Source organism: Methylobacterium sp. PvR107, from assembly GCF_017833295.1.
In the GTDB taxonomy this organism is placed as follows: Bacteria; Pseudomonadota; Alphaproteobacteria; order Rhizobiales; family Beijerinckiaceae; genus Methylobacterium.
Map to the genome: position 1 here is coordinate 784,138 of NZ_JAFIBW010000001.1, position 11,525 is coordinate 795,662.

Here is an 11,525-nt window from a genome sequence, read left to right on the forward strand (position 1 = left end):
GGCTCCGGCCGGTGCGGGATGTCTCAGACGGGCGCGGTCCTCAGGGGCCGCGCCCTTTTCTGTTCGCCGCCAGGGCACCGCCCGTCCCGGCCGCGAGCCGGGAACGGGGCGCCGGATGCCGCGTTCCCCCGCGACTTCCCAACCGGAGACCCTCATGGCCAACGACATGATGCACGACATCTTCAGCGGGCAGCCGAACCTGTCGACGACGGAGCGCGCCGTCTCGGTGGCGCTCGGCCTCGGCATCGCCGCCGCCGCCGCGCAGCCCCGTCCCAACAAGCTCCTGAGCCTGCTGGCGCTCGTCGTCGGCGTCGGCCTTGCGGTGCGCGGCGCGACCGGCCATTGCGCCGTGAAGGCCGCGTCCGAGCATTTTTAAGCCCCGACTTTCGAGGGCTTCGGCGCCACCGTTTGTGCGAGCGAAGCGAAGCAATCCAGGCCCCGCACCGTTCGCCATCGCGGGGCTGCCCTTGGTCACTTCGCTGCGCTCGTCATGCCGGCGGGCGCGGTGGCGGAACCCCAAGCCGGAATGCGTCAGCCGGACAACAAAAGGGGCGCCCCACGGGGCGCCCCTCGTCATTCCGGGACCTGCCGGACGGATCAGTAGGTCGTGGTGCGCCGGCCGGCGATCAGGCCGTAGATGAACAGTACGACCACGGCGCCCACGATCGCACCGATGAAGCCCGCGCCCTGATTCGGTCCGTACCAGCCGACGGCCTGGCCCAGGAAGGTCGCCACGAAGGCGCCGACGATGCCGAGGATTGTGGTCAAGATGAAGCCGGCGGGCTCGTTCGGGCCGGGCATGAGGAACTTGGCGATGACGCCGGCGATGAACCCGATGATGATGGTCCAGAGGATACCCATAACAAACCCCAAGGCGTGACTGTCGATGCCGGCAGAACGCGCCGCGGCCCGCGACGGTTGCCCGCACCCAGGCCCGTCGTGACGATTTTCCTCGGGTTCCAGCAACGTCCGGACGCGCGGCCCTTTACGACCGGGTGGGTGCGGCGGCAGATACGCCGGTTCTTGAGGCGCGGAGGCGGGTATGGACATTCAGCGGATCGAGCCGGGCAAGCGGATGTCGCAGGCCGTGACCTTCGGCGACATGGTCTATCTCGCCGGTCAAGTCGCCGCCGACACGGTCGGCACCGGGGTGACGATCCAGACGCAGCAGATCCTCTCGGAGATCGACCGGCTGCTGGCTGCGGCAGGCAGCGACAAGGAACGCATCCTCTCGGCCACCGTCTATCTCGCCGACATCGCGACCTTTGCGGAGATGAACGCGGCCTGGGATGCCTGGGTCGCCCCGGAGAACCCGCCGGCCCGCGCCACCGTCGAGGCCAAGCTCGCCGCGCCTGAGTATCTCGTCGAGATCGTGGTCGTGGCCGCGAGGAGCCGGTGAGCGGCCTCCGTCGCCTCGTCCTGGCGGCCGTCCTTCTCGCCGCCCTCCCCCTCGCGCAGCCTGTCCGTGCCGCCGAGGAGCGGATCCTCAACATCTACAACTGGTCGGACTATATCGACCCGAAGGTACTCGAGGCCTTCACCCGCGAGACCGGCATCAAGGTCGTCTACGACACCTACGACAACAACGAGATCCTCGAGACCAAGCTGCTGGCGGGCCGCTCCGGCTACGACATCGTCGTGCCGTCCGGGCCCTACCTGCAGCGGCTGATCCGGGCCGGCGCCTTCCTGCCGCTCGACAAATCCAAGCTGAAGAACCTCGGCAATCTCTGGCCCGAGGTGACGAGCCGGCTGGCGGCCTACGATCCCGGCAACGCCTACGCCGTCGACTACATGTGGGGCACCACCGGGATCGGCTACAACGTCGCCGCCGTGCGCGAGCGCCTGGGTGCCAACGCGGCCGTGAACTCCTGGAACCTCGTCCTCAATCCCGCTTCCGCCAACAAGCTGAAGGAATGCGGGATCATGATGCTCGACAGCCCGGAGGATCTGATCCCGAGCATGCTGCCGGCCTTCGGCGCCAAGGCCGATTCCAAGCGCTGGGACGACATGACCCTGGTGACCGACGCCCTCTACAAGGTGCGCGGCAGCGTGCGGAAATTCCACTCGTCGGAGTATATCCAGGCGCTGGCCAACGGCGATATCTGCGTGGCGGTGGGCTACTCGGGCGACGTGATGCAGGCCAAGCGCCGGGCCGACGAGGCCAAGAACGGGACTGAGATCGCCTACGTGGTGCCGAAGGAAGGCGCCCTGATGTGGTTCGATACCTTCGCGATCCCGAAGGATGCCGCCCACCCGGCCGAGGCGCTCGCCTTCATCGACTACATGCTGCGACCCGACGTGGCCGCGGCCAACACCAACTTCGTGGCCTATGCCAGCGGCAACCTTGCGGCGAAGAAGTTCGTGAAGCCGGAGATCCTGAGCAATCCCGGCATCTACCCGGACGAGGCGACGATGCAGCGCCTCTCGATCAACACCGCCTGGGACGACCGCACCCAGCGCTTCGTCACCCGCCTGTGGACCCGGGTCCGGACCGGGCGCTGAGCGGGCCTCGCGACGCACGATTCCAGAGCCGTCATCCCGGGGCCGCGGAGCGGAGCCCTGGATCCAGACCCGCCGAGGCCGCAGGAATAAGCACCGACGGTGCGTAGGAATTTCGGCCTCACCGCCGGCGCCCCGGAACGACGAGGTCTATGGCCGCTGGCAGCCGTTCGGGCAGGAGCCCGGCGCTCCGCGTCGCCGGGCCCTCGCCGTCAGGAGGGGCTCTGGCGCCGCCTCCTAGTGCTTCAGGTCGTCCGGCACCTTGCCGCCGTTCTCGGCGAGCTTCTGCATGACCTGCTTGTGCAGCCAGATGTTCATCGAGGCCGAGTCGTCCTTGTCGCCGGTGTAGTGCAACTCGTCGGCGAGCTGCTTGCGCGAGGCGAGCCCGGAATCGAGGCCGAGCAGCTTCATCAGGTCCACGATCGAGTGGCGCCAATCGAGCGTCTGCGGGTTCTTCTCGGCGAGGCCCGTGAGCACGGCCGCGACATCCACGGGCTCGCTGCCGCCGGAGCTGCCGGGGGCCGACGGGGTGCTGGAAGTGGCCGGACCACCCGAGCCGGCCGTGGCCGAGGGCGCGGCCTCCGCGGTTCCACCGCCGAACGGGTGGAGGATCTTGCCGACGATGCTGCCGAGGAGGCTCATGGCTTCGCTCCGATTCTCGTAACCCAGCAATCGCACCGGGCGGCCTGACAACAGGTGATGCGGCTCGACGTTCCGTAGCCCGGTCCCCGGGACGCGCGGAACGGCGTTGCGCATCCGGATCGACCGCGTGCGGGGTGCGACCGCCGAGACGGGACGCGCCTCTCGGTCAACTGCTAAGCTCGATGGCTTTCGCCGACGGGAAACCGATTCGACCCTGTGCGCCCGCGGCAGTTGCGGCGGTCGCACTGGGACCGGCCGGACCGAAGCGACCCGGCCCTGCACCGGGCAGATCGGATGTCGTCGCACCCGCCTGGACCAGCCGAGGATCATGTCGTGAGATCAGGTGTCAGTCTGTCCGAGCGGTCCTTCACCCTCGTCCTCTGGCTGGTGGCCGTTGCCTTCGCGGGCTTCCTGATCGGTCTCGGATCCCTGGTTGTCGGCGACCTGCCGGAGGTCGAGCACCCCTCTACACTCGAGCAATTCCTCGACACCGGGAAGTCGCAGGCCACCGCGGCCGCGCTGAAGCAGCTCCGCCGTGAGCGCAGCGACAACCAGCAGCAGACGGATCAGGCCCAGCTCGCCCTCGACGCGGCGCGCTCGGCCTCCGCTTCTGCCCGCGAGACCTTCGCCAACTGGCTGAAGACCCGGGACATCACACAGCGCGTCGACCAGGATCCCGATCTGATCGCCCGGACGCAGCAACTCGACGCCCTGAAGGCCGCCGAGCGGGCGGTCGAGGAACGGCTGGAAGGCTTGGCTCAAGCGGATCTCGACTTCGCGCAGAAACAATCGGCGCTGATGGCCGACGACAGCGAGGAACGCGCGGCCGCCCAGCAGAAGCTCCAGGCCACCGAGGGCACGCAGGAGCTGCGGGTCTTCGGCTACCGGCTCGCCGTGACCCTGCCGCTGCTGGTTCTGGCCGGATGGCTGCTGCTGAAACGGCGGAACACACGCAATTGGCCGTTCGTGTGGGGGTTCGCGCTGGCGGCGGCCTTCGCGTTCTTCGTCGAGCTGGTGCCGTATCTGCCGAGCTACGGCGGCTACGTCCATTATGGCGTCGGGGTGGTGGTCACGCTCGTGGCCGGGCGCGCGGCGATCAACGCCCTCCACACCTACCGGGAGCGCCAGCGGATCGCGGAAGCGCGGCCCGACGAGGAGCGACGAACCGAGATCGCCACCGACCAGGCCCTGCTCCGCCTCGCCAAGAAGGTCTGCCCGGGCTGCGAGCGGCCCATCGACGTCACGAGCCCGAATGCGAATTTCTGCCCGCATTGCGGGATCGGCCTGTTCGAGCGATGCCCCGCCTGCGACCATCGCAAGAGCACGTTCGAGCGGTTCTGCTCCGCCTGCGGCAGCCGCGGCCGTGATGCCATCCCGGGGCAGGCCTGACGGCCCAAGGGGCAAACCGCCCGGCAGACATGCGAATGCGCGCGGCTGGCAGCGTCTCCGACGGTTCCGCCGAGAAGCCGGAGCCACCGCTCGGGTCGGCCGCTCTGCGGTCCTGCCGCCACGCCGCTACCGTGACGTCTCCCTTCGCGTGATCCGGTGCATCGGGATGGGCGCGAATGGCCTACACGCGGGCGCTGTGCAGTGCCGCGCCGAGCAGGCACAGGCCGAGCACGAGGCAGATCCCGCTCCAGCGCTCGAAGACGGCCGCGCGGGCCGGATAGCGCAATGAAAGACCCGCGAGACTCACGCCGCAGATTAGGCACACCAAGCTCATCACGGCGACCAGCACGTTCCCCTGCTTCCGGACTTGATGCGCGTACCCATAGTCAGATTTCGCCGATAGGCGAGCGGAAAAGCACCGTCATCCAGAGCAAATCCGGGCTAATCAAGTTTTTGTCATCGCCCCGCAGCTTAATTCGAGAATGTTAAATCTGAGGTTGTATGGGGATGACAGTTTAGAAACGAGCGATGCCAGCGTTATCGGTATTAAACCGAACTTGAAAATTGACATTTGTTGCAAGCGGCGATCAAAAAATGCTCCGCCTGAAGACAGGTGCGGCCCCGCCGGGACCAGGAACCGCGGGGGTGCGGATTCCGATCCGTCGCGACAGGACGCATTACGTCGGGTTCGACAGGGCCGTGACGATGGCGATCCGCTCCTCCGCCGGGGTCCCGTGCGGTCCTGGGCGGCCTGCGCGCCCGTACCAGTAGCGCGCGTTGCCCGTGTCGCCCTCGAGCCTGTGGAGATGGGCGTGCACCCAGGCGGCCTCGGGTCCGGACGCGTCCTGAACGAGGGCGTGCGCCCGCTCCCAGGCCGCCGGGTCCGAGCCGGACGGATCCTTGGCCAGCCACCAGAGGGCGGCTAGCGGCGCCGGCCAGGACGGTGGGGGCGCGGCCTCGGCCAGGGCCGCGGCGAAGGCGGCAGGCAGGCTCTCGATCATGGTGCTTCTCCCCTCGGTCGCGTCGGTCCCGCGGCTCGGCTCAGCGGCCGGCAGCGCGCTCCGGCTGCCAGCGCCCGCGGCGCTGCCGGGCGGACCATGCGTAGCGGGCATCACCGTCGAGGCGGTCGAGATGGTCCGAGAGGCGGTTGCGTTCAAGCCAGGCGAGCGCCGCCTCCAGCTCCGGCAGGGTCATGGTCGCGCGGCCCTTGCCGAGCACGCGCTTCAGCACGGCGTTGTAGCGATGCCCGAGGTTGCCGCCGCGGGGCACCCGCAGCGAGGCCTCGTCCTCCACCGCCTGCGACGCGACCGCGACGGCGAGCCGCTGGCGCAGCGTCCGCTCGGTGAGGGAGGGCGGCTCGGGTGTCGGCGCCATCGCCGTCGGCTCGGCGAGGCGCGGGCGCAGGAGGGCGTAACGCAGGCCGATCGCGTTGCTCTCCAGGGGGGTGATTCCGGCGGGCTCGTCGTCGCGCCAGCGGGTCCGCTCGGGCACGACGGCGCTGGCCGGGCGCTCGCGCGGGGGCCGGACGCTGCTGCCCTGCTCGGTCTCAAGCTCCAGGCGGAAGCGGGCGAAGAGCGGGTCGTCGGGGTGGAAGATCAGGGCCTGCTGCGTGTCGTAGGCACCGGCATGGGGATCGACGCGGGTCGCCCGGGCGAGCATCTGCTCCAGCCAGGGGCGCGAGCGGATATGGGTGAGGGCCGCCACCACGGCGACCTCCGGCGCGTCGAGGCCCTCGTAGGCCATCGCCACCGTCACGAGGATCGCCGGCTCCGGGGTCAGGCGGAAGGCGGCCAGTGCGGCATGGGCGTCGCCCTGACTGGAGGTCGCCAGGCGGACGTCGCGCTCCCCCTGCCCGACCGGCATCCAGCTTCGCAGGGTCGCCAGATAGGCGCGCGCGCTCGCCTGATCCGGCGCCACGACGAGGAGCTTGCCGAGGCCCCTCACGGCCTCCCCGGGCGCGAGGTCCCGATCGGCCCGGCGCCGGGCGCGCAGCCGCTTCGTGGCGTGGAACGCTTCGCTCAGGAGATCGCGGGCGAAGCCGGTGCGCAAGGCCGTGAACAGGGCCGGCCGCGTTGTGACCCGCACCGAGCCGGCGCCCAGCCGGTGCGGCCCGACCCGGGGGCTGTCGCCGGCGATCCGGCCGCCCTCAAGCCAGCTCGCCTCGCCGTCGATCGCCCCGAAAGTCACCGGCAGCACGGCCCGCTCGGCGAGGGCCTGGGCGCGCGAATAGCCGATCACCGCGAGGCCCGGCGCGTCGAGGTCGAGTTCCGGTCCGCGGCCCGGCGCGGCGGGCTGGTAGGGCAGGCCGAGGATGCGCCGGCCGTCCGCCCGCTCGAGCGTGCCCGACAGGTAGAGCCGGAAGGCCGCAGCCTCCATCACGGGCAGCATTGCCCGGGACCATGCCCCGGCCTCCGCGTCCTCGGCGGAGGCCTCCTCCGCCCCCGGCCTGCCCGGCACCGGCAGGTGATGGACCTCGTCGACCACCAGCAGGGTCCGGTGCGCCCGCGCTTCTGCGAGGTGAAGCGCCGGCGCGGCGGCCACCGCCTGGTAGGTGGTGATGTAGCCGGAAAGCCCCCGGGTGGGGTCGCGCTCGTTGTCGGCCGCCCGCACCGAGAGCGTGTGTCCGAAGGCCGCGCGCCAGAGCGGATCGGCAAAGGCCTCCTCGGCCTGCAACCGCAGCGAATCCCGCGGCACCACCCAGACCACGCGCTCGACGAGACCGGCTTCGATGAGCCCCTGTGCGGCGATCACCGGCAGCAGCGACTTGCCGCCGCCGGGCGTCACCGCGGCCAGGATCCTGCGGACATGCCCCGCCTCCCCGCGCGCCATGGCCGCGACCAGGGCCATCAGCGTGCGCTGGTGGGACCGCAGGGACGGGGCGGGACGGGTCAACGGCCGACGAAGCAGGGCGACATGCGCGCAAAGTGGCCGATCCGGCTTCCTTTGTGAATCCCCGGAGTCGCGGAACGTTCGCGTTTTCGTCCCGGCGGAATCAGCGGGATCCGATCCGAGCCCGGCTCACACGCTCATGCGCGAGCGGTCTCGCCCAGAGAAACCGACGGCCCTCCACGGCCGCCGCACGCGGGAGACCGGATCCGGCCATCACAAGCGTTGACACCCGGCCCACCCCTCACCATAAGGGCGCCGCGGGCGAAAAACCCGCCTTGGGGGAATGTCCCGAGCGGCAAAGGGGGCGGACTGTAAATCCGCTGCGTAAGCTTCGTAGGTTCGAGTCCTACTTCCCCCACCAAGTTCTTCCCGATCCCGTCAGCCTTGTTTCGCCAGCGCCGCCTCGATGCGTGCGGCGGCGGCGGCGGAGAAGCCCTTGCCTTCGAGGCCCTGCCCCGCAGCCGCCTGACCGGTGAGGCTGCGGCGCTTGCCCGCCGGCAAATGCGCTTTGCGCAGCGCGTGCGAGTCCCGGTGGCTGGCATGGGTGATGGCGATGGCCAGCGCGTCGGCGGCGTCGGCGATGCGGAACTCGGCCTTCGGCAGCAGGAAGCGCACCATCGCCTGGATCTGCACCTTCTCGGCATGGCCGGAGCCCGCCACGGTCTTCTTGATCAGGTTGGCGGCGTATTCGAACACCGGCAGCCCGGCGAGCGCCGGCACCACCAGCGCCATGGCCCGGGCGTGACCCAGTTTCAGGGTCGCCTGCGCGTCCTTGTTGACGAAGGTCTCCTCCACGGCGACCTCATCGGGCTTCACGCCGTCGACGATGCGCCCGATTCCCTCGAACAGCTCGCGCAGGCGCAGGGCCAGCGGCAGGTCGCCGTCCGAGGTCACGACGCCGCAATCGCCGTAGGTGAGCTTCGTGCCCTGCGCGGTGATGAGGCCCCAGCCGGTACGGCGGAGCCCGGGATCGATCCCGAGGATGCGGACGGGGCTGGTCATGATGCTCCAACGCTCGACGAACGGCCCGAGGCTGCCGTACGTATCGTGAACGCCGGGTTTCACCAAGACGCGGCTTCTGGAGGATGACCATGAGCGCCGACGCCCCGATCAGCCGCTTCCCGGTGCCGAAACTCTCCGAGATGCCGGAGGACCTGCGCGCCCGGATCGCCCTGGTGCAGGAGAAGGCCGGCTTCGTGCCCAACATCTTCCTGGCGCTGGCGCATCGCCCGGACGAGTTCCGCGCCTTCATGGCCTATCACGACGCGCTGATGGACCGGCCGGGCGGTCTGACCAAGGCTGAGCGCGAGATGATCGTGGTGGCGACCAGCGCGGCCAATGACTGCCTGTACTGCGTCGTCGCCCACGGCGCGATCCTGCGGGTGCGGGCCAAGAACCCGCTGATCGCCGACCAGATCGCGGTCAACTACGCCAAGGCCGACATCACCCCGCGCCAGCGCGCCATGCTGGCCTTCGCGGTCAAGGTCGCGACCGAGTCCCGGAATGTCGGTGCAGAGGACCACGCGGCCCTCGCCGGCCACGGATTCAGCGCGGACGACATCTGGGACATCGCGGCGATCACCGCGCTCTTCGCCCTGTCGAACCGGATCGCCAGCGTCGCGGAGCTGCGCCCGAACGATGCGTTCTACGCGATGGGCCGGTGAGACCGACTCAGCCGCGGCGGCCGAGCAGGATGATGGCGGTCCCGGCGAGGCAGACAGCGCCGCCCGCGAGATCCCAGCGGTCCGGCCGCTGGCCCTCGGCGAGCCAGAGCCACAGGACCGAGGCGGCGACGTAGACGCCGCCATAGGCCGCGAAGGCGCGCCCGGCCGCCGGGCTGTCCACCAGGGTCAGCAGCCCCGCGAAGGCCGCCAGCGAGCCCAGGCCCGGCAGAATCCACCAGGCGGAGCGTCCCAGCCGGAGCCAGGACCAGAACGCGAAGCAACCGGCGATCTCCGCGAGGGCGGCGCCGGCATAGGCGAGGAGCGTCATGGACACAGCTTGGCACGACCTCGTGCGCCAAGCGACCGTCGTGCTGTCCTTCCCGGCCGCACGTTAAGCCCGCAGCAAGGATGATCCGGTCGATAGGGCCTATGAACGCGCGTGCGCCTGACCACGATCTGCTACTTCCGGGCGATGCCCGCCTGCGCGAGGCCGTTCAGGCCTGGCTCGATGGGCTCGCGCGGGAGCGGCGGATGGCGCCCAACACCGTCGAGGCCTATGCGCGCGACCTGCGCCAGTTCCTCCACCATCTTGCCTCGCGCCAGGGCACCCCGACGATCCCGATGCTCGTGGCCCTGAAGGTGCGCGACATCCGCGCCTTCATGGCCGCGCGGCGGGCCGACGAGGTTTCCGGGCGCTCGCTGATGCGCATGCTCGCGGGCTTGCGCTCCTTCGCGCGCTACCTCGAACGGGAGGGCTATGGCACGGTCTCGGCGCTGGGCGGCGTGCGCTCGCCCAAGGTGCCCCGGCGGCTGCCGCGCCCCCTCCCCGTCTCCGCCGCGGTGGCGCTGACCAACACGGGGATCCGCGCCGGCGAGGAGCGCGAGCCCTGGGTGCTCGCCCGGGACGCTGCCGTTCTGGCGCTGCTCTACGGGGCCGGCCTGCGCATCTCCGAGGCGCTGGGTCTCGCACGGCGCGATGCGCCGCTGCCGGGCATCGATCAGGTCACCGTGCTCGGCAAGGGTGGCAAGGAGCGGATGGTGCCGATCCTGCCCGTGGTCGCCCAGGCGGTCGCCGACTACCTGGCCGCCTGCCCGCTGCCGCTGCCGCCGGAGGGTCCCCTGTTCGTCGGGGCCCGCGGCGGCCCGCTTTCGCCGCGTATCATCCAGTACACGGTCGCCCGCGCCCGGGGCGCCCTCGGCCTGCCCGAGACCGCGACGCCGCACGCCCTGCGGCACTCCTTCGCCACGCATCTCCTCGCCCGGCAAGGGGAGCTCCGCGCCATCCAGGAACTCCTCGGCCACGCCTCCCTGTCGACCACCCAGCTCTACACCCAGGTCGATGCGGCCCGGCTGATGAGCGCCTACGCGGCCGCCCATCCCCGAGCCGGACGCTGATCTAAACTGCCAAGGACGGCTGTTTTGGCGCGGTATGTTACTAGCCTCTGCAGAACATCGACTGGTTCGAGTCAGCAGTCGTTTTCTTTAAGAGCTTCGTCATGATCTACGGCCAATCTAGCGGACGAGACAGAGATCGGCTTGGGCGGGCGTCATGGAGCTTCAGGAGGGGATGACGCCGGCACGAGTTGTAATCGCGGATTGCGACGCGGGCCGCCGCACTGCCCTCAAGGAGATCGTTCAGCGCTTCGATGCCCGGGCGATCATCGAGGAAGCGACCTCCGGTCAGGCGCTCTGCGACATCCTGCTTCGCCACCGTCCGACCCTGGCCTTCGTCGGCCTGCAACTCGAGGATCTGAGCGGACCCGAAGCCGTCGCGGTGGCGCGTCGGGCGGGCGCAGAGCCGCCCTGCCTGGTTCTGGTCGCCACCCGCGTGCTGGCACATTGGCAGGAAATCGCCAGCAGCCTCGGCGCCTACGAGGTCCTGAAAACACCTCTCGACCCGAGCCATATCGAGCAGCTTCTGCACGCCGATGCCCGCCGCCGCGCGCCGACCCGGGCGCTGCTCGCCTGCTCGACAGCGGCTGGCCGATCCGCGATCAGCCGGGTCGTGGCCCGCAGCGGCTTCGCGATCGAGCTCGACGAGACGGATGACGGCCGCCACGCGCTGAGGCAGCTCAAGCTCGCGGCCTACGATTTCGCCTTCATCGACGTGAAGCTCACCGGCATCGACGGGCTCGAACTCGCCTGCCAGATTCAGCCTCTCGGTCTCGCGACCCGGATCACCCTGTTGACCACCGCCGAGCTGGAATCGGTCGCCCAGGCGGGCCGCTATTTCGGCGTCGACGCGGTGCTGCGGATGCCGTTCTACGCCCGCGACATCGATCTCGCCCTGCACAACGCCCTCGGCCTGCGCCGGCCGTACCTGCTGAACGCCCTCACGGCTCCGCCTGCGCCGAGCGCGCTCCTGCGGATTGCCGATCTGCCGAATTCGCGGCGCAAGATCGCCTGATCGTCCTGCGGGTCTGAGAAACGACCGGACGATGG

The 11,525-nt window shown here is 70.0% G+C and carries 14 protein-coding genes and 1 tRNA gene; 8 read left to right on the forward strand and 7 right to left on the reverse strand.

The genetic code is table 11. The features are described 5' to 3' along the window. Positions 1–154 precede the first annotated feature (154 nt). Positions 155–376, forward strand: a complete 222-nt coding sequence (locus JOE48_RS03490; RefSeq protein ID WP_012317941.1) for a YgaP-like transmembrane domain — start codon at positions 155–157, stop codon at positions 374–376. 221 nt (positions 377–597) lie between these two features. On the opposite strand, the gene JOE48_RS03495 is transcribed toward JOE48_RS03490, so the two are convergent. After that, positions 598–861 (reverse strand): GlsB/YeaQ/YmgE family stress response membrane protein, encoded by a 264-nt coding sequence (locus tag JOE48_RS03495; protein WP_210027616.1) that lies wholly within the window; start codon positions 859–861, stop codon positions 598–600. A gap of 181 nt (positions 862–1,042) precedes the next feature. Between JOE48_RS03495 and JOE48_RS03500 the strand changes: the two genes are divergently transcribed. Continuing rightward, the gene (locus tag JOE48_RS03500; protein ID WP_210027619.1) at positions 1,043–1,399 is read left to right on the forward strand and encodes a RidA family protein; all 357 of its coding nucleotides are present in this window, start codon (positions 1,043–1,045) and stop codon (positions 1,397–1,399) included. Beyond that, positions 1,396–2,502 carry a polyamine ABC transporter substrate-binding protein gene (locus JOE48_RS03505; RefSeq protein ID WP_210027627.1) on the forward strand — a complete coding sequence of 369 codons (1,107 nt, stop codon included), beginning with the start codon at positions 1,396–1,398 and terminating at the stop codon, positions 2,500–2,502. The genes JOE48_RS03500 and JOE48_RS03505 overlap by 4 nt, the downstream gene beginning before the upstream one ends. A 234-nt stretch (positions 2,503–2,736) precedes the next feature. On the opposite strand, the gene JOE48_RS03510 is transcribed toward JOE48_RS03505, so the two are convergent. Further along, a complete protein-coding gene (locus JOE48_RS03510; protein WP_210027629.1) occupies positions 2,737–3,141 on the reverse strand; it encodes a DUF3597 domain-containing protein in 405 nt (134 codons plus the stop codon). A 333-nt stretch (positions 3,142–3,474) separates the two neighbouring features. Between JOE48_RS03510 and JOE48_RS03515 the strand changes: the two genes are divergently transcribed. Next, complete coding sequence (locus JOE48_RS03515) at positions 3,475–4,530, forward strand: zinc ribbon domain-containing protein (RefSeq protein ID WP_210027631.1); 1,056 nt, start codon at positions 3,475–3,477, stop codon at positions 4,528–4,530. 181 nt (positions 4,531–4,711) lie between these two features. On the opposite strand, the gene JOE48_RS03520 is transcribed toward JOE48_RS03515, so the two are convergent. From JOE48_RS03520 to JOE48_RS03530, 3 genes are all read right to left on the reverse strand, one after another. Then, a complete protein-coding gene (locus JOE48_RS03520) occupies positions 4,712–4,879 on the reverse strand; it encodes a hypothetical protein (protein WP_210027633.1) in 168 nt (55 codons plus the stop codon). Between the two features lie 328 nt (positions 4,880–5,207). Continuing rightward, complete coding sequence (locus tag JOE48_RS03525; RefSeq protein WP_210027635.1) at positions 5,208–5,531, reverse strand: hypothetical protein; 324 nt, start codon at positions 5,529–5,531, stop codon at positions 5,208–5,210. A 40-nt stretch (positions 5,532–5,571) separates the two neighbouring features. Next, on the reverse strand, positions 5,572–7,422 hold the full coding sequence (locus JOE48_RS03530) for a DEAD/DEAH box helicase (protein WP_210027637.1): 1,851 nt from the start codon (positions 7,420–7,422) through the stop codon (positions 5,572–5,574). Between the two features lie 274 nt (positions 7,423–7,696). On the opposite strand from JOE48_RS03530, the gene JOE48_RS03535 reads away from it, so the two are divergent. Beyond that, a tRNA-Tyr gene (locus JOE48_RS03535) sits at positions 7,697–7,780 on the forward strand. A gap of 17 nt (positions 7,781–7,797) precedes the next feature. On the opposite strand, the gene ruvC is transcribed toward JOE48_RS03535, so the two are convergent. Then, entirely contained in the window at positions 7,798–8,421 is a 624-nt protein-coding gene (gene ruvC / locus JOE48_RS03540) for a crossover junction endodeoxyribonuclease RuvC (protein WP_210027639.1), read from the reverse strand. Between the two features lie 89 nt (positions 8,422–8,510). On the opposite strand from ruvC, the gene JOE48_RS03545 reads away from it, so the two are divergent. After that, the gene (locus JOE48_RS03545; RefSeq protein WP_409518554.1) at positions 8,511–9,083 is read left to right on the forward strand and encodes a peroxidase-related enzyme; all 573 of its coding nucleotides are present in this window, start codon (positions 8,511–8,513) and stop codon (positions 9,081–9,083) included. A gap of 7 nt (positions 9,084–9,090) precedes the next feature. On the opposite strand, the gene JOE48_RS03550 is transcribed toward JOE48_RS03545, so the two are convergent. Next, positions 9,091–9,411, reverse strand: coding sequence for a YnfA family protein (locus JOE48_RS03550; protein ID WP_210027643.1), 321 nt, complete (start codon positions 9,409–9,411; stop codon positions 9,091–9,093). Positions 9,412–9,512: 101 nt separating this feature from the next. Here JOE48_RS03550 and JOE48_RS03555 point away from each other — a divergent pair, with 101 nt between their 5' ends. Together JOE48_RS03555 and JOE48_RS03560 are read left to right on the forward strand one after the other, a co-directional pair. Next, positions 9,513–10,478, forward strand: coding sequence for a tyrosine recombinase XerC (locus JOE48_RS03555; protein ID WP_245252702.1), 966 nt, complete (start codon positions 9,513–9,515; stop codon positions 10,476–10,478). Between the two features lie 172 nt (positions 10,479–10,650). Beyond that, on the forward strand, positions 10,651–11,490 hold the full coding sequence (locus JOE48_RS03560; RefSeq protein ID WP_245252703.1) for a response regulator: 840 nt from the start codon (positions 10,651–10,653) through the stop codon (positions 11,488–11,490). The last annotated feature ends 35 nt before the right edge of the window (positions 11,491–11,525 follow it).

Coding starts and splice junctions, on each gene's coding strand:
- JOE48_RS03490 (WP_012317941.1), top strand. CDS start 155: ATGGCCAACGACATGATGCACGACATCTTCAGCGGGCAGCCGAACCTG.
- JOE48_RS03495 (WP_210027616.1), bottom strand. CDS start 861: ATGGGTATCCTCTGGACCATCATCATCGGGTTCATCGCCGGCGTCATC.
- JOE48_RS03500 (WP_210027619.1), top strand. CDS start 1,043: ATGGACATTCAGCGGATCGAGCCGGGCAAGCGGATGTCGCAGGCCGTG.
- JOE48_RS03510 (WP_210027629.1), bottom strand. CDS start 3,141: ATGAGCCTCCTCGGCAGCATCGTCGGCAAGATCCTCCACCCGTTCGGC.
- JOE48_RS03525 (WP_210027635.1), bottom strand. CDS start 5,531: ATGATCGAGAGCCTGCCTGCCGCCTTCGCCGCGGCCCTGGCCGAGGCC.
- ruvC (WP_210027639.1), bottom strand. CDS start 8,421: ATGACCAGCCCCGTCCGCATCCTCGGGATCGATCCCGGGCTCCGCCGT.
- JOE48_RS03545 (WP_409518554.1), top strand. CDS start 8,511: ATGAGCGCCGACGCCCCGATCAGCCGCTTCCCGGTGCCGAAACTCTCC.
- JOE48_RS03550 (WP_210027643.1), bottom strand. CDS start 9,411: ATGACGCTCCTCGCCTATGCCGGCGCCGCCCTCGCGGAGATCGCCGGT.
- JOE48_RS03555 (WP_245252702.1), top strand. CDS start 9,513: ATGAACGCGCGTGCGCCTGACCACGATCTGCTACTTCCGGGCGATGCC.
- JOE48_RS03560 (WP_245252703.1), top strand. CDS start 10,651: ATGACGCCGGCACGAGTTGTAATCGCGGATTGCGACGCGGGCCGCCGC.